Source organism: Caballeronia sp. S22 (assembly GCF_964261745.1).
In the GTDB taxonomy this organism is placed as follows: domain Bacteria; phylum Pseudomonadota; class Gammaproteobacteria; order Burkholderiales; family Burkholderiaceae; genus Caballeronia; species Caballeronia jiangsuensis.
Map to the genome: position 1 here is coordinate 2,500,912 of NZ_OZ180035.1, position 19,522 is coordinate 2,520,433.

General features: G+C 57.8%; 13 protein-coding genes and 2 pseudogenes. 8 read left to right on the plus strand and 7 right to left on the minus strand.

All coding sequences use genetic code 11. The features are described from left to right. Positions 1 to 41: 41 nt before the first annotated feature. From ACEN42_RS11775 to istB (ACEN42_RS11795), 5 genes and pseudogenes are all read left to right on the plus strand, one after another. A complete protein-coding gene (locus tag ACEN42_RS11775; protein WP_371880027.1) occupies positions 42 to 1,304 on the plus strand; it encodes a site-specific integrase in 1,263 nt (420 codons plus the stop codon). Then, on the plus strand, positions 1,301 to 2,293 hold the full coding sequence (locus ACEN42_RS11780; RefSeq protein ID WP_371880026.1) for a tyrosine-type recombinase/integrase: 993 nt from the start codon (positions 1,301 to 1,303) through the stop codon (positions 2,291 to 2,293). The genes ACEN42_RS11775 and ACEN42_RS11780 overlap by 4 nt, the downstream gene beginning before the upstream one ends. Continuing rightward, on the plus strand, positions 2,290 to 3,294 hold the full coding sequence (locus tag ACEN42_RS11785; RefSeq protein ID WP_371880025.1) for a tyrosine-type recombinase/integrase: 1,005 nt from the start codon (positions 2,290 to 2,292) through the stop codon (positions 3,292 to 3,294). Before ACEN42_RS11780 ends, ACEN42_RS11785 begins: the two co-directional genes overlap by 4 nt. Before the next feature lie 87 nt (positions 3,295 to 3,381). Continuing rightward, a pseudogene (locus tag ACEN42_RS11790) lies at positions 3,382 to 3,876 on the plus strand (IS21 family transposase); the annotation flags it as partial. Then, complete coding sequence (istB, locus tag ACEN42_RS11795; RefSeq protein ID WP_371880029.1) at positions 3,873 to 4,562, plus strand: IS21-like element helper ATPase IstB; 690 nt, start codon at positions 3,873 to 3,875, stop codon at positions 4,560 to 4,562. The pseudogene ACEN42_RS11790 and the gene istB (ACEN42_RS11795), both read left to right, overlap by 4 nt. A 281-nt stretch (positions 4,563 to 4,843) precedes the next feature. Here the strand turns inward: istB (ACEN42_RS11795) and istB (ACEN42_RS11800) are convergent, their stop codons facing one another. Together istB (ACEN42_RS11800) and istA are read right to left on the minus strand one after the other, a co-directional pair. Next, a complete protein-coding gene (gene istB / locus ACEN42_RS11800) occupies positions 4,844 to 5,695 on the minus strand; it encodes an IS21-like element helper ATPase IstB (protein WP_371880030.1) in 852 nt (283 codons plus the stop codon). Next, positions 5,692 to 7,179, minus strand: a complete 1,488-nt coding sequence (gene istA / locus ACEN42_RS11805) for an IS21 family transposase (RefSeq protein WP_371880031.1) — start codon at positions 7,177 to 7,179, stop codon at positions 5,692 to 5,694. The genes istB (ACEN42_RS11800) and istA overlap by 4 nt, the downstream gene beginning before the upstream one ends. Before the next feature lie 222 nt (positions 7,180 to 7,401). Between istA and ACEN42_RS11810 the strand changes: the two are divergent. Beyond that, positions 7,402 to 7,587: pseudogene (locus ACEN42_RS11810) on the plus strand (ATP-binding protein); the annotation flags it as partial. A gap of 157 nt (positions 7,588 to 7,744) precedes the next feature. Beyond that, positions 7,745 to 8,773 (plus strand): DNA (cytosine-5-)-methyltransferase, encoded by a 1,029-nt coding sequence (dcm, locus tag ACEN42_RS11815; RefSeq protein ID WP_371881118.1) that lies wholly within the window; start codon positions 7,745 to 7,747, stop codon positions 8,771 to 8,773. A 200-nt stretch (positions 8,774 to 8,973) separates the two neighbouring features. Here the strand turns inward: dcm and ACEN42_RS11820 are convergent, their stop codons facing one another. The 4 genes from ACEN42_RS11820 to ACEN42_RS11835 form a co-directional block, all read right to left on the minus strand. Next, complete coding sequence (locus ACEN42_RS11820; RefSeq protein WP_371880032.1) at positions 8,974 to 12,597, minus strand: hypothetical protein; 3,624 nt, start codon at positions 12,595 to 12,597, stop codon at positions 8,974 to 8,976. Between the two features lie 302 nt (positions 12,598 to 12,899). After that, a complete protein-coding gene (locus tag ACEN42_RS11825) occupies positions 12,900 to 14,711 on the minus strand; it encodes an ATP-binding protein (protein ID WP_371880033.1) in 1,812 nt (603 codons plus the stop codon). Further along, positions 14,711 to 15,889, minus strand: a complete 1,179-nt coding sequence (locus ACEN42_RS11830) for an SIR2 family protein (protein ID WP_371880034.1) — start codon at positions 15,887 to 15,889, stop codon at positions 14,711 to 14,713. Before ACEN42_RS11830 ends, ACEN42_RS11825 begins: the two co-directional genes overlap by 1 nt. 137 nt (positions 15,890 to 16,026) lie before the next feature. Further along, entirely contained in the window at positions 16,027 to 17,331 is a 1,305-nt protein-coding gene (locus ACEN42_RS11835; RefSeq protein WP_371880035.1) for a hypothetical protein, read from the minus strand. A 976-nt stretch (positions 17,332 to 18,307) separates the two neighbouring features. Between ACEN42_RS11835 and ACEN42_RS11840 the strand changes: the two genes are divergently transcribed. Then, positions 18,308 to 18,811 carry a hypothetical protein gene (locus ACEN42_RS11840; RefSeq protein ID WP_371880036.1) on the plus strand — a complete coding sequence of 168 codons (504 nt, stop codon included), beginning with the start codon at positions 18,308 to 18,310 and terminating at the stop codon, positions 18,809 to 18,811. 220 nt (positions 18,812 to 19,031) lie between these two features. On the opposite strand, the gene ACEN42_RS11845 is transcribed toward ACEN42_RS11840, so the two are convergent. Further along, a complete protein-coding gene (locus ACEN42_RS11845; protein ID WP_371880037.1) occupies positions 19,032 to 19,277 on the minus strand; it encodes a hypothetical protein in 246 nt (81 codons plus the stop codon). Positions 19,278 to 19,522 lie beyond the last annotated feature (245 nt).

Below are 19,522 nucleotides of genomic sequence, written 5' to 3' on the forward strand. Positions count from 1 at the left end.
TCGTGGCATGTTGATCTTCCCACTTTCCTTGGGAGATTGTCATGCTCGAGAACTATTATGTTCGTCCCGCGAGCGTTGATCGCATCCGGGCTTCGTGGATCGCTCCGGCGATCGAGCAGTACGTCAACTGGATGGCAGAGCACGGCTATACACCCCGCAGCGTGCTGCACCGCGTTCCGGTTCTGGTCGAATTCGGCGAGTTCGCTAAGACGCACGGCGCGAACGAATTGGTGCAGCTAAGCGACCACGTCGAACCGTTTGTGCAAGCCTCGATTCGCCGACGAGGGCGTGGACGGTGCGCTTCCAGAAGAAGCAGGTTGGCCCATGAGATACGCAATCCCGTTTGCCAGATGCTGCAACTGGCAATTGACGGTTACGTTGGTCCGGGTCGCCCGCATAAGCCAGAGAATCCGTTCGAGCGGCAGGCGCCGGAGTTCCTGGCTTACCTTGTCGAGGAGAAGGGCCTCCGGCCGCGTACGATTTACCAGTACCGCTTCCACCTTCGACAGTTCGCAACCTACCTCGATCGCAACGGCATCGGTCTACGCGCTGTGTCGCCGACCGTGATCAGCGGCTTCATCACCGAGTATGGTCCACGGGTTGCCTGGACCACGCTTCGCAATGCCTGTGGAACACTGCGAGTCTTTCTGCGATACCTGTATCGTGAAGGAGTCGTCTCCAGAGACCTGAGTTCGCTGGTCGAGTTTCCCCAATCGTATCGATACGCAGGCATTCCCCGATCGATCGCCTGGGATCAGGTTGAGCGCATCCTGGCGAGCGTTGATCGACGTTCGCCCTGTGGTAAGCGCGACTACGCGATGCTGTTGCTGCTCGCGACATACGGGCTTCGGGCCTGTGAAGTTGCTGCACTCTCCCTGGACGATGTTGACTGGCGCAACGAGCGTTTCAGAATCCGCGACCGCAAGGCCGGTAATACGACCACTTACCCGCTGTCGGCGGTAGCCGGAGCGGCAATCGTCGACTACCTCAAGAATGGGCGGCCGGCGACAACGCATCGTGAAGTGTTCATGCGCATGACGGCACCGCTCGCTCCGATCCAGTCCGCGGCTGTGGTGTCGCGGGCTGCTTACTTCATCCGCAAGGCCGGTGTCAGCGTTCCACGGACTGGATCCCACGTACTGCGCCACAGTTGCGTCCAGCACTTGCTCAACGCCCATTTTTCACTTAAGCATATTGGAGACTATATCGGTCACCGAAACATTTCGTCGACCCAGATTTACGGCAAGATCGCGATCGAGGAACTCCGCAATGTCGCACAGGGCGACGGGGAGGATGTGCTATGAGTCCCCACACGTCTTTCCAGAGTTTTCTTGGGCCGGATATTGAGCAGTTCATCGTTCACAAACGTTCGTTGGGAAGGCGTTATGATGTTGAACAGAAGACGCTCGTTCTGCTCGACGCCTACCTTCTACAGAAGCGCGTTGGTCGCCTCTCCGAAGTGACTCCGCCCCTGGTGGATGAGTTCCTGCTCTCGCGTCCACGATCGCGCCCGAGGAGCTACAACCACCTACGTTGCACGATAGGCCGGTTCTTCTCGTATCTCGTCGATCGCGGCAGTCTCGCCGCGACACCCTTGCAGTCACCACCGCGTCGATCGAGATATGACCGGGCGCCGTATATCTTTGATACGGCAGACGCCAGGAGGCTGTTCGCTCTGGCCAAGGCGCTTCCCGACAACGGAAGCACCATTGAACGGGGCAGTACCTATTTCGTTCTTTTTGCTGTTCTATATGGGCTCGGATTGCGCGTTGGAGAAGCCTGCCGACTGCGTATCAAGGATGTTGACCGTGAGCGGCAGCTGCTAATCATTCGGGAAACGAAGTTTTATAAGAGCCGGCTCGTTCCCTTCGGTCCCAAGCTCGAAGCGTTGCTCAACGAGCATGTGCAGCGACGTCAGATGGACGACGCGCGCGCAGTCTCGGATGAGGCGCCGCTGTTTAGCCTGCGTGGAGGACGGCCCGTCAGTCCGGGCACCGTAAGTCAGACCTTTCATGCTCTGGTTCCAAAGCTGCATCTGGACATTGCACCGGGTGTTCCGAATCCGCATCTCCATGATCTACGCCACGCCTTCGCTGTTGGCGTGCTGACCCGCTGGTACCGCGACGGCCTTGATCCACAGGCGAATCTTCTTGCGCTTTCAACGTTCATGGGCCATGCCGATGTGAGCTCCACCTCGGTGTATCTGTCAACGACACCTGCACTGCTCGAGCAGGCGAACCGTCGTTACGAGGCATTCGCCGCAGCAACCCTCCAGGAGGTCATCTCATCATGACACCATCTCTCGGCCCATTGGTACAGTCGTTCTTTACGGATCATCTTCCAGTGCAGAAGGGGTTGCGCCAAGGTTCGATCCGAAGCTATCGTGACACCGTCCGCCTGTTTCTGTGCTTTGTATCCGAACGACGTGGCGGTTCAATCGCATCTCTGACCATCGAGGACCTCGGCTTCGACCAAGTCCTTGCATTTCTGAAGTACCTGGAGCAGCAGCGTGGCAATTCTGTGCGTACCCGCAACCAGAGACGCGCGGCGTTGAATACCTTCTACTCATACCTCGCTCTGCGAGTGCCGGAGATGCTTGCAGCCTGCCAGCGCGTCGCCGCGATCCCTGTCAAGCGGACAGCATTGCCTGACACCCACTATCTCGCGGATGATGAGGTGACAGCACTGTTTCGCTCTCTTCCAAAGCAGGGGCGCTTTGCACTCCGAGATCGAATCCTATTGCTCTTTTTGTACAACACCGGTGCCCGTGTACAAGAGGTCGCCGATCTTCGCATGGAGCATCTCGATTTCGTCGCTCCAGCCAAGGTTCATCTGCACGGCAAAGGAGATAAGTGGCGCATCTGCCCACTCTGGGAGGATACGGCTAAGGGTCTTCAGCAACTGCTCACAGAGCAGCATACGTCGCCTGACGGCTACGTCTTCTGTGCAGGACGAAACCGTCCCCTGACTCGCTTCGGGATCTACAAGATCGTTCGACGACATGCTGCATTGTGGGACACGGACATCCCACAGCCTCGGCGAGTCAGCCCGCACCTGTTTCGCCACACCGCCGCGGTCCACCTTCTGGAATCCGGTGTCGAAATCAATGTGATCCGTGGCTGGCTCGGACACGTCAGCGTGGATACTACAAATCGATACGCAGAGCTAACGTTAAAGGCCAAGGCTCAAGCATTGGCAGCCTGTTCGGTGAATTCTGGTATTTCGACGGGATCCCGAGCTCGTACCGCCTGGAAGGACGACAAAACCCTCCTCGAATGGCTCAATTCGCTGTAACAAATTATGTGCTCAAATATTCGCTCCCCGCCGCCTCAGCACGGGAACACCGCGCTTTCCGCCACATAACGCCAGCGGGCACAGAAGTACGACAATATGAAGACCGTTGTCATCGAGCGGGATGCATACGGTCCGAAGCAGCACCGCTTCCAGCCGGGGTTTCTCGACTTCGCCCGGCACTACGGGTTTCAGCCCCAGCTCTGTCGGCCCTATCGCGCGAAGACCAAAGGCAAGGTCGAACGGATGAACGGATATTTGCGCCGCAGTTTTTACGTTCCGCTGGCCGCTCAGTTCAAGGCGGCCAACGTCAAACTGGACGTGACGACCGCCAACACTGAAGTCTGGCGTTGGCTACGCGAAGTTGCGCATGTCCGGATACATGGAACGACCCGGTTGAAGCCAGGCGAGCAACTGCTTGTTGAGCAGAAGGCCTTGCAGAGCGTGCCGCCACCGTATCCGGCGCTGTTACCAGCAACGACACCGGCGAGCGGACAGGAGTTGCGCGAGCGATTCCACGACTGGCTGTCTCCGCTGCAGCACCCCCTGTCCGTGTACCACCAGCTGATTCGGGTTGCCGCATGAACATCGCACACGAACGCGTGGCGCAGCTATGCGCCCAATTGAAGCTCACGACCATTGCAGACGCGCTGCCACACCTGGCGCAAAAAGCAATCGCCGACGAGGTGAACCTGACAGAGTTTCTCGAATCGGTACTAAAGGCCGAGCACACAGCGCGGCTCGTCAGACAGCGCGCGACGTTTGCGCGCCTGGCAGGCTTCCCGACGATCAAGACCCTCGACGGCTTCGACTTCGCGGCAGCCAGCGGTGTGCCCAGATCTCAGGTCCAGGAGCTGGCGAGTCTGACGTTTCTGGAGCGCAACGAGAACATCGTACTGCTCGGTCCGAGTGGCACAGGCAAAACGCACATTGCAATGGCACTGGGTTATGCAGCAACGCAAGCTGGGATCAAGGTGCGCTTCATCACCGCAGCGGACCTGCTGATGATACTGACCACGGCACATCGACAGAATCAGCTGGGAGACGCGCTAAAACGATTCGTCAACCCGTACAGGCTGTTGATCATCGATGAGATCGGATACCTGCCGATGAGCCGTGAGCAGGCCAACCTGTTCTTCCAGGTGATCGCCAAACGATACGAGCGCGGCAGTCTGATCGTGACCAGCAACCTTCCGTTCGGGCAGTGGGACCAGACGTTCGCCGATTGTGGCGCGACAATCCGGATGAGAGACGCGCGACAATCAAGTTGAGAATGTCGCGGCAGAAATGATGATGCCGATGTTGATTGACGCTGGCAAGCGTTTATTGATTGACGCGCGGCGTTGATTGACGCGGGCGAGTGGGTGTCGCGCGACAATCAAGCTGAAGCCACCAGTCGTTTTGGATTGCTGTGTAATGGTGACGCCGCAGGTATTCTGGCTGCGCGACAATCAGGATGAGAATGTGTTGGCGTGGAAGATGATGCCGGAGTTGATTGACGCCGGCTAGCTTTGCCTACGAGCCGCGCGTCAATCAGGATGAGAACAGTGGGTCATTCGGTGAGGTCGATGCCGTGCTGATCCTCCTGTGTCGGTGGCACGCCAACGTTCTTTGGGGTCGCTCTACTGGCCGGGCGTCCCGGTCCCTGCTGCTTGCGCTGCAGGGCAGTACGGCGACGGTAGCTTTCGACATTCAGCTCAAAGATGGTCGAGTGATGTACCAGCCGGTCGACGGCGGCCACCGTCATGGCCCGGTCGGGGAAGACCTTGTCCCATTCGCCGAATGGTTGATTTGCTGTTATGCAAAGAGAACGGCGCTCATACCTAGCGCTGATGAGCTCGAACAGCACCGACGTCTCTGCCTGATCCTTGCTGACATATGCGAAATCGTCCAGGATGACCAGGTCGAAGCGATCCAGCCGGTTGATGGCTGACTCCAGCGCGAGCTCGCGGCGCGCGAGCTGCAACCGCTGCACGAGGTCGGTAGTGCGAGCGAAGAGGACCTTCCAGCCCTTCTCCAGCAGGCTCAGTCCAATGGCCGACGACAGGTGGGATTTGCCACCCCCACTCGGCCCCAGAAGAATCAGGTTGGTGCCGTTACGCAACCAGCCATCGCCCGCGCAAAGCGCCGAGACGTGCGCGCGGGATACCATCGGCACCGCGTCGAAATCGAAGTTCTCCAGTGTCTTGCCCGGCAGCAGCTTGGCGTCCCTGAGGTGACGTTCGACTCGGCGTCGATCGCGCTCGGCGATCTCGTGTTCGGCCAGCGCCATCAGCAGGCGCGCTGCCGGCCAGCCTTCCGTGTCGGAGCGCTCGGCAAAGCTGGACCAGATCTGCTTGATGGCGGGCAGCCGCAAATCGTTGAGCAGCAGCGACAGGCGGGTGGCGTCGATGTCGAGACTCATGCCGTCACCTCCGTTGCCATGTCGTCAAGCAGGGCTTCGTAGTCGCTCAGCGGTGCTAGCTGGACGTTCACCTCCGGCATGCTGTTCGTGCGCTTCGCTTCGAAACGCGAACGCAGTGCGTCCAGGTCGGGTAACTGTCCATCGTCCAGGCACTGCTGCAGCGCCTGGGCCAGTTGCGCTTCGCAGTTGTGCTCGTGGGCCAGGCTGAGCAGTTCAACCGTGGTCCTGCATGCCTGACGCTCCGGGAGCTGCTCGAGCAGGCGATCGAAGGTCAGTCGATACGCCTCGCGCGGAAAGACCTGATCGCGATAGACCAGGTTGAGCAGCGCCATGGGCTTGCGGCGCAGCGCGTGGATGATGTGCCGGTAGTTGATGACGTGGCCGTGCTTGCCATTGGGACCCGCACGGCCGCGCTGTAGTGTCATCAGGGCCGTACTGCCCAGAAACAGCTCCAGCCGGTCGTCGTACAGGCGCACGCGCAGGTGATGGCCGATCAGCCGGGACGGGACGGTATAGAACACCTTGCGCAGGACGAAGCCGCAGGTGGTCGTGACGTATACGCGCGTTTCCTCGTAGTCACACGTACGCTGGGCCGGAAGCGGCTGAAGCAGTGCCCGCTCGGCCTCAATGCGTTTGCCATTACGCGCGTTGATGCGACCGACGATCTCGTCGATGAAGCAGCGATAGAAACCGAGATTGTCGAAGTCGCGACTGCCGCGCAGAAGCAACGCATCACGCACTGCGCTCTTGAGGTGGCCATGAGGGCTCTCGATGGAGCCGTTCTCGTGGGCAACGCCACGGTTGTTGCGTGTGGGCTGCATGCCGTAGTGGGCGCACAGTGCATCGTAACGCGTGGTCAGATCCTTGCGCGCGTCGGCATCGAGATTGCGGAACGCCGCCGACAGGCTGTCGCTGCGGTGCTCGCGCGGCGCGCCCCCGAGTGCCCAGATGGCATTCTGCAGCCCTTCAGCCAGCGCGACATAGCTCTCGCCGCCGAGAATGACGTGAGCGTGCTCAAAGCCCGAGCAGGCCAGCCGAAAGTGATAGAGGCGGTGGTCAAGCGCGACACCCGCCACGGTGACGCCCAGGCTGTCCATCTCTGTGAAGTCGGACAACCCGAGACGACCGGGTTCGTGAACCTGACGGAACATAACGTCATGCTCCTCGCCATGGAGTGCGCGCCAGTCGCGAATACGGCGCTCCAGTGTGCGGCGCACGTTGCCCGGGAGGTCGGGATGGCGCCGAAGCATCTCGTCCAGTACGGCTATAGGCCGGATGCCGGGAGCGGACTGGAGCAGCGGCACGATGTCGGTGTCAAAGATTGCCGCCAGGGGATCGGGACGGCGACGCGCACGTGGCGCCTTCTTCTGCGATGGCAGTCGCCGGTCCTGATCGATGCGATACCCCGTGGCGGCGCTGAACCCGGCGCGCGCAGCCGCTTGAGCTGGTCCTTCCTTGAGTCTGTACTTCATGTAGAGCCTCATCTGATGGTCGTTGATGTGTCGGCCGGGCAACTCAGCCTCCCTTCGCTACATGGAAGAGCTGTTCATACCCGATTTACCGCGACCACCGACAAGGCACCCCGGTAGCGGGGTGAACTCCTCGGCGCGGCGTTGCGGCAGCGGTTCCGGGCTACGCCCTCCACCGCTGCCGCAACGCCAGTACTCTCATCCTGATCGACGCGCTGCTCTCATCTTGTTTGACGCGCGGCAGCCGATGACGCAACGCTCACTGCTGCCATGCTCGACAGGCTATTGCATCACGCTCACGTCGTGACAATCCAGGGCGAGAGCTATCGACTACGCGACAAGCGGCGCGCCGGACTGGTTATGAAGAGATCGACTACAGCAAAGGAGAACGCCGCCAACGGAATGCGGTCGGCACCGCAATAACACTACAACCCGGTGTATCAAATCTGAAGTGCCGATGCCGACAGAAACTGTATCAATTCCTGAGTGCCGTTGACACGGGCGAACAGCTATTCGGGAAGCCTGTCCCGACGTTGTAGTTGGAGGCTTCCCCTGCCAGGACTATTCTGTCGCCAAACCGCTGTCAAAGTCACACGGTATCGAAGGCAAGAAGGGCGTGCTGTGGTGGTCCATTGCCCAGTTGCTTAAACAGCGCCTCGTTGATGGCGAGCCTGTGAAATATCTCATCCTCGAAAACGTCGACCGCCTGATTTCTTCATCAGCAGCGTGCCGTGGACGCGATTTTGCAATGGTCTTGTCGACCTTATACCAGCTCGGCTATGCAATGGAATGGCGAGTGGTGAATGCAGCGGACTATGGTTTCGCGCAACGGCGACGACGCACATTCATGGTTGCCTACCATGAGAGCACGAACGTCTTTAAACGCACGAAGCTCAAACTGAGTCAGACTTCCTCCGGGTGGTTTGAGCAGTCGATGCTGACACGGGCCTTCCCGGGCAGTCTCGAGAATACTTTCGACGGAGCAGCACCGGCGTACCGTCTCCGCGACGACCCGTTCAAGGAGCAGATGTCGTATCGCCCTCTCTCTAACGAAAAGAGCAGGTTCAAAAGTGCAGGCTTCATGCTCGACGGTAACGTCTGGAGCGCACATGTTGCGCCCACTGAAATCAGCGACTTCGCTGAGTTCACTGGCTACAAAGATGCACTTACATTGGGTGATGTCGTCCGCAAAACCGGACCGGTTCCAACGAGTTTCTACTTTTCGGATACCGACAGGGTCAAGTGGATGGCAGCAAAAGCGGCGAAGAAAACGCTACGAGTCAAGGACGGCTTCGAATACGAATACTCCGAAGGTTCCATGGCTTTCCCCGACTCACTCGACCGCCCCTCAAGAACAATCATCACATCCGAAGGAGGAACGACGCCCACGCGGACTAAACATGTTGTGGCAGGTTCGTCCGGCAGGCTGCGCCGGCTCACGCCCGAGGAACTCGAAGAGCTGAATGGCTTCCCGCGCGGTTTTACAGAACTCCCGTGCGTCAGCGATGCGATGCGCGCGATGCTGATGGGCAACGCACTCGTGGTCGGATTGGTAACGAGAATCGGTGAGGCGCTTTTTCATGCCCACGTCGATTCGGCTCCAGACTGACAGTAATCGCAGACGGGGAAGAGCTTCTTCCAACTAGCGCCCTACGCCTCCATGCATTTCGCGCATGGAGGCTCTTTGGACAACTGCGAGAGTGCGCCATCATCCGGCAAGCCAGTGATTCAAGGGCAGTCGGCCATAATTCGCGTGGTCTCTGCGGTCGACTAAGCCGTTGATTCGCCTGTGTCGGTCACGAAAGACCCCTAGAGTCTAAGGTCCGCGACAAGGAACACCACGGCAACCTCGCGGCGCTCGACACTGTACGTCGCTATATACCCAATTGTTTCGAAATTGGGGGGCTCTAAAATCTCGCAGCCGCGGTATATAAGGCCGGGAGGAACCTCATGTTCGAGCATGTGTCGGATGTAGTCGAGCAGAGGTTTGAGCTTCTTCGCGTACGAGTAGGTGACGTGAAAATAGAGATCGCAGACACCGTACGACAAGAGTTTGTCGAAATGCTTTTTAGTATAGGTCCGATCCAACCCCGAGCAGACAAGCGCCTCATAGATCGATACTTCTTGACCAGCTACCCGGATAACGGCGTCCCGCTCACCGGGATTGCCGCTTCCTGTTGATCCACCGAGCGACTGGTCAGCTACGTGCCACTTGACCACCGCGAGTGAAGCCTGCAGCACCTCACGCACGGCAGTGTTGAGGTCGTTCTCAAACCGTGCCTCGTCCTCTAAATTTTTCCGGTCACGAAGCATTGCTGCCATGTGTTGAAGAGTGGCGACCGCGCGCGAGACCTGCCGTACTAGATAACCCCGAACCCCGCGCCCCGGCGGCCCCAGAACGTCACCAACTTGGGAAGGCGGAAGCTCCGTCAACTGCTGCAAAGCTGCTCGGATGGATGAAATCGGGTCCACTGCGACTGATGCCGACAGAACACTGGGCAACGCATCGCCAATCTGGAGGTCGCTCTTGAGGGCAATAAGGCTCTTGTCGCTGCCGAACTCTGAAATGGCCGCGTCCAATATCGCCATCGCCTCGCCCTTGAACCCCATCTCGAACTTTGCGAGTACAACCATGACTTCGAGGTCTGGGCTTCGCTTCTCTCGCCGTCGAGCAGCGACACTTTCTAAAGAATCCTCTGGTCTTTCCAAAGCAAGCAAGAGCAGGGCACGGTTAGCGAGCAGGCTGCTACTGGCCAGCTTCTCGTTCGCGTTGACCGCAAGATTGATTTCCGCAAGCAGGCTTTCGCCGGTCACCTTGTCCGCTGCGGCCAACGGATGAAGGGTTGGCCCCATAAGCTGCTGAATAGCGATTGCGAAAACGTTCTCTTTGTATGCAGAGGCCGCACCAGGACGCCCTGCGAGGCGCTCCAGCACGAGCCGAGCACCTGCGAGATTGCCATCCGGCCGCAGCAGTTGCGAAGTCGCCCGGTAGAAGTCTAGGGTATCTTGCGCTTGTCGCGTCGCGGCCTCGTCCAACGTCGGAGGGACAATCGCAGCATCGAGTGCCGTCCAGTTCTTCTCCTTCAAAAGCAGTTGAAGTCCGACTCCAAAAAGACCAAGCCTGTACTGTGCTGGCGCTCGCTCCAAGTCCTGTCGAGCTTCATCCAGGTGCTCGCGGGCAAGTCCGAATTCGCCAGCGGCCAGCAATGATTCGATGCGGTTCTGCAGCTCGGGCCAAGTCCAAAGCGTCGAAGCCTCCCCCGGCTTCAACTGCCGCAACCTCGCTTGGATGCCCGGCTTCGCCGTTGCGGGCAGGTGTTGGCAAAGCTCAGCAAGTAGCACCGGATCGTCTGACCGGGCAAAAGCCTGCAGCATGGCTTCCTTACGACTGTCGTCTAGCCGACGCCATGCGGATGTAAGGTCTTGCGCTGGCGAGCCTTCTTCACGTCCGAGAAAGCGCCTTGGGCTGTATCTGTCGGTAAGCGCTCCAACCCGCCCTTTCTCGGCATGCTCAATGACGCTACGCGAAATGAGCGCTTGCAAAGCGTCGCAAAGCTCCGTCGGCACGACTTCATCGCGCCATCCGGCCATGGCGCGCGCAAGCAATCGCACGTGCCGCCTCAGGGTTTGAGCGATTGAAGCGCTTAGGGATAGCCTCTCATCTTCTGGCGTTTCTCGCAGCAGCTTTGCGTTATCAAATGGAATTAACAGCGCATCTCGGTCGGACGCTGCTTGAGCGAATGCAGTCGCGATGAGGCGCGCTGCCAGTTCTGCGGGCAAGTCGGATGCGTCCGTCCAATCCAGATGCAGATCACGCGCAAATTTTGAATACAGCGCGACAATTGGGAAAGCATCGATCCGTGGCGCCGCCGAAAGGCAGTTCAGTCCCTCGAGCACTCCCGCAAACCGTGCACGGGGCACGTTGTCCTCGTAGGCCGCTTGGTCGACGAGGTGCGTCAGCACCGCGTATTGAAGTTCTTCCTCCTGCCTGGAGACCATCCCGAGAAGTTGTCGCCCAACGAGACTCCTCGAATCTGCAACTGCTCTCATGCTGCCAGCGCCACCGGCATAGCACCAAGTTACCAACGACGCACATTCCTCGAGGTCGAGGGTCCCCTCATCTAGTTGGTAGGCTAGCAGCGATAGAGCGTCTTGAACCGCAAACGCCTTGGTCTGGGCTTCGCGGCTCACACTGCGGTCACTTGGCCGCCCTGACTTCGGCTGCCACTCGATGGCTAATTTGGCAGCCAAGCAGGCGGCCCGCCGGTGCATAAGCATGTCGACCAGAAGCGCCGGCACTGCATCGACTCGAAATAGGAACTGCTGTAACGCCATCGGGTGGTCGGCTGCGAACGTCAAGACCGTCGACGCTGCGTCCGTGATTCCCGGCCCAATATCCGTCTTCTCGAGCTCGGAGCAAAGCACGCCAAACGCAAAGCTGACCGAGTTCGCGCCGAGCCGGCCCATCATGAGATGTTCGACCTCGGGCCATTTCAGCCAGTCGACCAGAGACACCAGTGTCCGCGGCGGCGCCGTCCTCGGCTGCCTAAAATACCGCAGTCGGTCTTCTGGGATCGCAAACGTGTTTTCGAGCTCCTCTTTGTAGCGCTCAACATCATCGTTCCAGCCACGCCAAAGGGACTGGCGCTGCAAGACGCGATGAGCCGCTTCACGGCAATACCGCATCTCGATAGGCTTCCAGTTATTGTCCCATCTGCCGGCCGTTCCGAGGACGTTGCACCACGCAGACCACTCCAAGAATGCACTGTCGATCGCCTCAGCCTCAGCTTCTTGCAATGCCGCCGAATTCCCGCCGTCGCTTTCTATAGAAGACACTGCATACAACGCGTTGCCGTAATCATCCGAGGCACGAGTTAGCGGCTTCGGGCACAGCCGCTGCCACATCCGGCCTGCAAGCCAACCCGAGGTTTTATTACCAAGAAACTGCCGGTCGAACCAGTCTTCGGCTAGCATCCTAGCTGCAAGCGCTTGGGCGTCCGGAGGCGGCGTCTCAGACTTCGCAACGAGCCGGGCCTTGCTGAGCGTCGTCAGAAACGTCTTTGTACTCGGACTCGGGTAAGTTATGTGCGGCGACGTTCCTAACGGCGTATGTTGCACAATCCAACGTGCACCATCGAAGTACACCCAGCCCAAACGCACGAGGTCGTCAAACGACGGGCCGCCGTCTGCAATGCGTTGAATTGATTCGTCCCAGATCTTGGCGATGTCGTCTGCGGCGCCCGGATACTCCAGTCGGTAGTGCTCGGACAAGTCGAGAAGGCTCAGCTCGTCGACCATTTCGTCCTGCCCAATGCTAGGGGGCATGTGACGCGAACGCGACAACCAACGGTCAAACATCCGCCTCAGCTCGAGGCGCACCTGCATCGGGGCCCACATTCCTTCCATCGGACGTAGCTCTTCAAATCCTGCCACCACATCTCCTATCTGACGATCCCGCCAAGCATCTTATGCCACGAAGCAGCCGTACTGTTCGCCCTTAATCGGTCATAGACTGAGCTGATGCCGAACAGTCCACTCCGGTCCGTGGAATATACCCGCCGATGACGCGCCGAAATCGGCTCGCTGCCGCTACACATTATCTCTAAGTTGAAATCGAACCAGTCGGGCATGGTGCCGGAATCCCAATCAACACCCGACGCCTGCTACCACGTAATCCTTCCCCCTCGAAGCCGTCGAATCAGCTCATCCCGATTCGCGAGCCGCACCTCTCGGCCTCAATATCCGGTCCAGCGTGTCACGACATCCGTGAGCTCGTCGTCTGAAAGGGGCGTCTGCGTCCAGCCGAGCGAATACCGGATGTCTGCTGACCTGGGAAGTTGCCCTTCCTCCAGTTTCCGAATCTTGATACGTGACGGGAGCGCTGCCGCTTCTCCAACGAAGACGGCCTCCCGGCGTGACAGCGACGAGAGGATTTTCGTAAGGCCCGCCAGGCTATCGGGAAGAAACCGCGACACGTGCTCTTGGTCGGCACCGTTTGTGAGCCGCAGCACTATCCACGAGCTGCATTGCGACAACACTGTGCTTTCGACGTCCGCAGGCCGCTGCGACACGAGCATCAGCCCCAACCCATACTTGCGCCCCTCTCGAGCAACTCGACGAACCGCGTCCTGAGCCTCTCGATACTGTGCGTCGCCTCGATCGGGCACGTATCGATGCGCTTCCTCACAAACCAACACAATAGGGTCTCGTTCTCGTTCTTCCCGTTTCTGCCAAACCTTATAGTTAAACAAGATTCGAGCGATAGCCGCCGTCAGTATCCCTGCTACTTCATTGGGCAGGCCGGAGATGTCGACAATTCGCAACTGCCCCTGTGCATCTCGCGAACCGACGAACTGCTGAAGAATGTCCTGAAGAGTTTCTTGATGGTCGGCCATAATGAATCGAAGCCGAGGGTCGCTTTCGAGAACGCTGAGCTTGTCCAGAATCGATTCCACAGATTTTCGCTCGGTTTTAGCGAGCGGCTTCACCTCATTCTCTTTGCGACCCTGAACTTCGTCGATGTGCCGCCTGAACTCTGCGATAGAAAACTTGACCGGCTTGTCTCGGTCGAACGCCAGTGCATCTATCGCGCTCTTACCGTCGACGTACTCCTCCTCCTGGTCACCTTTGACTTCTTCCCTCAATGGCTTGACAATCCCCGCACCTACCATTCTCGAGTGCTTCAAAGCCTTGTAGATGATGTTATTCTGCGAGGTTGCCTCGGCTTCTGTCTTTCCAATGATTAGCGTGCGGAGTTCGTCACCGCTCATCGTCCAAAAAGGAAGCTTGAGCTCAGCCGAACCACCGTCTGGTTCCGAGCCGGCAGATGCTGTGTAGGCGCTGTAGACCGTTGACTTGCCTGGGAACGCCGCGGCGTATTCCCCGTGCGGGTCGATTAAAACAATCCGCGGCTTCAACGGACGCTCCTGAGCATCCTTGTGTTCAAGAATAGAATGCAACAAAGCCGCGACAGTACCGGACTTGCCCGAACCGGTCGAACCCAACACGGCGCAATGCTGGCTGAACAATCTGTCAATGTTCGCACGACATTGTGCGCCGTTCGCTCCGACATACTCGCCCAGCGAAACGAGAGGAGTTACCACCTCCTCGCCCGCTACGCGCTCTGCGGACTCGTATAGAGCCTCGAGTTCGTCGGTAGTTGTGAGGTATACGGACTGCAATGGCAGCGGGTACGTCTCAACACCCCGTGAATAGCTCAGCTCCGCCTGGACAGGGCTCCAAGTCCCCTCTGCGAAGAGGTCAGCCTCAAGAATCCGTGAATCGTCACCAGGCAGAATCCTCTGATGCTGGCCTTCGTCGCTCAGAAGCTCGGACTTCATCCGCAACATCCGCACGTAGGCAAACAGAACTCGCCGGCCGTAGTGAATCTTAACGACGCTAGCAAGTTGGCCAACCGCGTACACTCTTCCCTCAATTGTCCGAGTAAGTTCGGTAATCGCTGGGTCCATCTCAACGCGAATCGACGTTCCGCTTATTTCTACAACCTTTCCGATTCTAAGGTCGCTCTGTTCTCTGAAGAGTTCCATCAAAAACTCCCATTCCGCAGGAAATCTGTAAGGCCTGTGAAGGTCCACCAACTCATCCCGGCTGCTGCCGGCTTCTCAAGCTTGAGGCCCTTCCAGTAGAGCGCCTTGTTCGTTGCGACGTAGACACGAGCGTTGAGGTCATCGTCAGCGACCCATGCTTTCAACACCTCGGGCAACTCCGACGGCCCTGCGGTTCCTGCAGGTGGCTCAATCTCCTTTACGAATGCGAGCAAGTTGGTCTTCCTTGACCTTGACTGAAGCGCATATGCAATTTCGTTGTTGATGTGGTTGTCACCGAAACTGTATCCGCAGACCGCGAGAACGTGAGATGCTTGCGAGGCAAGCGCTCTTCGAAAGGCGGCGAAAAGATAGGCAAAGGGGTCCTTTTGCGTTTCGACGTACTTTGTCGCTTGCGGATAAATTAAGACGTTTTGTGTCGTCGCAAGATAGTTGGTGTCGTAGCGACATCGGACCAATCCGTATTCCTTGTCGAGAATCCAATCGACCGAACCGTGGAGTTTGTACACAAACGAAGCGTTGGTCTGTAAGGCAGCTTCACTTCTCTCCGCAGCTTCTGGGTTCCAGAAGCCGATGGCAGAACCCGTGAACCCGTCGATAGGAACACGGCGACTTAGACATAGGGCGTCTTCGAGCAACGTGTCATAGTTGGTCGTGAAGAACGCGATTTCGCTTCGGGATTCCAGATTTGCTCGATTTTCGAAGAGCGCACGGACAAAGGACAGATGGTCCCTGACTTCGACGATGCTCTGACCTTGCTTACCCACTGCCTCGGGAAGAGCCCCTGCAGCCCGATAACCATATCTCACAGTATCGGTGATGTGACCTATGATGGCCTCGTAGGCACCCGTTAGGTCAGCGACCGAACGGGATGCCTTTCCGATGCTCGCTTCCTTCGCCGTTACTCGCTCTGCGACTGCAATCAAATCGCCAATATGCGAGAGGATGTGTTCGACATGGCAGTCCGCTGGCAGTTCTGCCTTCACTTCTCTGAAGACTTCGAGCGATGAGTCTTTTAGTACCGCGGCGACGCGATCCGTTAGCGGATACATCAACGGAATATTTGCTCCAAAGCTAATCCCTGCTCCCAGCAACCAATACTGCCTGCCCGAGTCGAGAAGTCTTCGAAGACTTTCGACAGCATCGTCAAGATTAACCACCTAATTGTTCTCCAAGAATCGGTTAAGGAAGCAAAAACCCACGACAAAACTAAAGCTGACACCCGGCCGAGTCATGTCGGCCATCGGCTTGGGGATTGGAGCCCCGCTTCGTGAAACTTGCACGAGATCGCCGGGTACTATCTCTCGATTTCCCAGTGCTTTCCCAAGGGCGCTGTAAGCGCGAACTTCGCCGGTAATGCAACCATCAAAGGCACATGCTCGCGCAACGCAGGTCTGCGCCAGAAATCACTAAAGGGTTCATCGATAACAACCAGTTGGTCCACGCTGTCTACCGGTTGGAACGAATGAACGACGACCCCTTGGACGTTCTTCATGCGGGTCATCTGTTCTAGCGAAGGAATCACCTTTCGCATCCTTCGGTCTTCCACGCCAGGCCCCTCAAGCGTCTCCAGACCAACGTGAACAATGGACATCGCGTCTTCAGGAAGCTGGGCGACCGCGCGAGCGACGAGCGACTTGACGTCCCGCGCCTTCGTTTCGATAGAGTTTTCCGCGTCGCAGGCGAATGTGGCGCCAGTCGCCCAGTACACGGCATCATAGAACTTCGAGAAAACTCCATCATCAGCCGTCTTCGCAAACTTACCCTCGACGAGGAGCGACGTAACAGCGTTCTCCCCGACCCAATCTTGTCCCAACAAATGACGAAGTTTTGACCCAAAAGCTTTGACGAAGCTCCACTGCAAGTCTTCGTGAAGAGGCTTCTTGTCGATGACTCGTACACGTATGGTCGCGGCCTCGTCTGAAGAACCGGACTCCGCTTGCGCAAGCGGAAGGAGCCGGGCAAGTCTTGAATCGAACCAATCATCGGGAAGGAGATGCAGTTCTTTGTGAACGACAACGTCAAACCAGACCCACTGCCTATTCGACAATATCCGTCCGACTGCTCTTTCCCAATGTCGTCGCCAAGTAGCCTCTTCGCGCCCAGCATAGTCCGACAATGACGATTGCCGCTTGCATTCAACCAAAAGCTCAACTTCCCCTTGCTTCACTCGCAAATCTGGGGTCTTCTCGGGACCCTCAGGAATAAACTCGACATACCATCCTGATTCGGCGTACGACAGGGCAACGAGCATCTCGAAAACATGACCGTCTGGGTCCCGTCGTCGCTTAGACATAGTTTCGTCGAGTTTCTCTTGAAACCCCTCTACAGCGTCACGAAAGGTCAGCTTTGAACCAATCGCCGAAAAGAACGGGAGTACGCGTGACGAGTAGTAGGTCGGCAGACTGTAGGGATTCGATATCGCCAGTTCACAGAGGTAGAGATACCATGCGATCCGATCCTCGAACCATAACCGAGGCGCATCGACGTGTTGTTCGAGGTCGCGCGTTTGCTCCAACAATTCACGTTCGATCTTGTCTCGACGTTCAATCCATGCATCGACGCCAATTCCAGAAATCATGGCCTCGATTGTCTTTTTCAAGAGCACGGGATCGGGCTCTACCGGAGCGATATCTGAATCCGGGCCTACGACAGCTTTCGGGTTGGCCCACATAGGATGCGGCCGCAATCTCGCTTGGTGGATTCGGTGATTCCTTGTGCCACGCTTACCGGCCTGTCCCATCTTGAACGCTCTCCAAGGCGTTTTGCAATATGGGGATTATTATCTCGCAATCCGGGACCAAATTCACCTGACTGTAGCCGGTAGATGAATTCCTTGAGCTCCGTCGCACTCCTGCGACGGCGCCCTTAGTCCGGCAACAAACGGCTGGCGTCTCAATGTGAGGCTTCGGAAACGCTCCGCTATGCGCTTTCTGGTCGGCAGTTGGATAAACCCGTGTGCTATCTGATCTTACGCACGACTTTCATGAAATCAGAGACGCGGAGCGAAGCGCTGGTGTTGCCGTCAGGTTGACAGCAAGGATGCTTGAACTGCTGGATGCTTTGTCAAAAAATGTGGCGAGCGACGTTGACGTGGTCGCACGAGAACATGGGCTCGGCCGCGAGATCCGGGAGCGGCTTCGGCGGGCGCTCGGCCACGTCGGTTGTGCGAGATGTCCTGGAAGCAGTGCAAACGAAGGGCGCTGGTGAAGTAAGACTGAGGATGAAGCGACAACGAACGACGGAATGATGAGGCCGACCTTAGTATTTTGCGACCCAAAACTGGAAAGCACGCGCACACGATGCGGCACGGTGCTATTTAGCGCGAATTATCCGCCAAAGTATAATTTGCAATAACCTTTCGCTCTCTGCTCGCAATGTGGCGGTTGCCATCGGAGTTGTTGCGCGCGCGAGCCTGCATCGCGGATGCGCGAACGGTGGTGCATCGGTCCGGGCGGTTGCGCGCAAGAGGCTATGTGAGCATTGGACGTCTCGCACGCGTCACCGAACTCGAGAGACGAAGTTGGTAACATAGTGTGCTCGCATGGCTTCACAAACAACGAGGTAATACGCAGCGAATGGATATCTTCTATCACTCGCAAAGTTTCGAGCAGAGCGTCAAGAACGGCGTTGTCGGATTGGTTGGCTCCAGTAGCCCAAAGATTGTTGAGCTGTCACACCGCTTGCCGAAGCGGGTATGGGTCGTCAAAACGCCCAGAGGGATGAAAGGCTCGATACAGCTTGTCGCTTCGCTGCTAATCAGTGAAGAGCCAAGCGTTGCCGTGCAAACCGACCAACCAAACGTCATCTACTACGACGTCTTCTCCCCTGATTCCGTCTTCTTCACGGATTCGGGAACGCCCGAGCGCATTCGAGAGGTCTCCGAGCACTTCCAATACCGTTGGCATACCGCGTTCAGCGCGAGCTTTCGTGGAGACAATGCATTGCAAGCAATGGAAGCAGATGTGGTGCGGGGGCTGGAGGCTATGGTCGCAGATTGGGGGAAGGTTCAGATGCTTGAGCGCGTTAAGGACCGGGAAAAGGTGCGACCTATCAATCCTTTTGCGCCGCAGTCCCGTTGAACGACGCTTTTTGATTGTCGAAAAGAAACCCGTCGCGAACGACGGGCCAAGATGAACGCGCCCATGCAAGACGCTTGCAAAGCATAGACGCTCTCGTCCCTTCGGCTCAAGCGGTACGGTGAAACGATGTGTTTCGTAGATTGAAGCGCCGCGAAAGCCGGAACACGTTCATCGCAGCCATGGCCATCGGAGGCATCAAGCGTCGCTGACAAGGGAGGCCTCAATTGCTTCCCCGCGAGCGCGTGGTTGCAAGAAGCGCATCGAATTCATCTCGCGCTTTCTGAAGTTCGCTCATCGCTGCAGCAAGTCGCGCCAGTTGCAGCGTCGGTGCCTCCGGCCTTCCTGCTTTGAAATGCTCTTCCAGCGCGCTTGACGCGGTTTGCACCGCTCTGGCTGCCTCCGCGACACATGCAACCGCCGCGGCTTCGTCTGCACTCTTCTTGACTTGTCCCATCGTCTTGTCCACAAACTTCCGGACGACGCTGGACGCGCCGCCGTCAACGAGATGCTACGCCACGCCGGATGCGGAACGAAGATGAAAGCAGCAAGAATAACGAGTGATGGTCACGTGCGATGGTGACCCGCCGCACAGAGAGGGTCGACCCGTATCTCTGCTTGAGCCGGTGAGGCTGAGACCAACTCAAGCTACCCTCTTCGCCCAGAACCCGATTGACCGCGTCGGGACACGGGAAGCGATTCCAACTCTGGCCC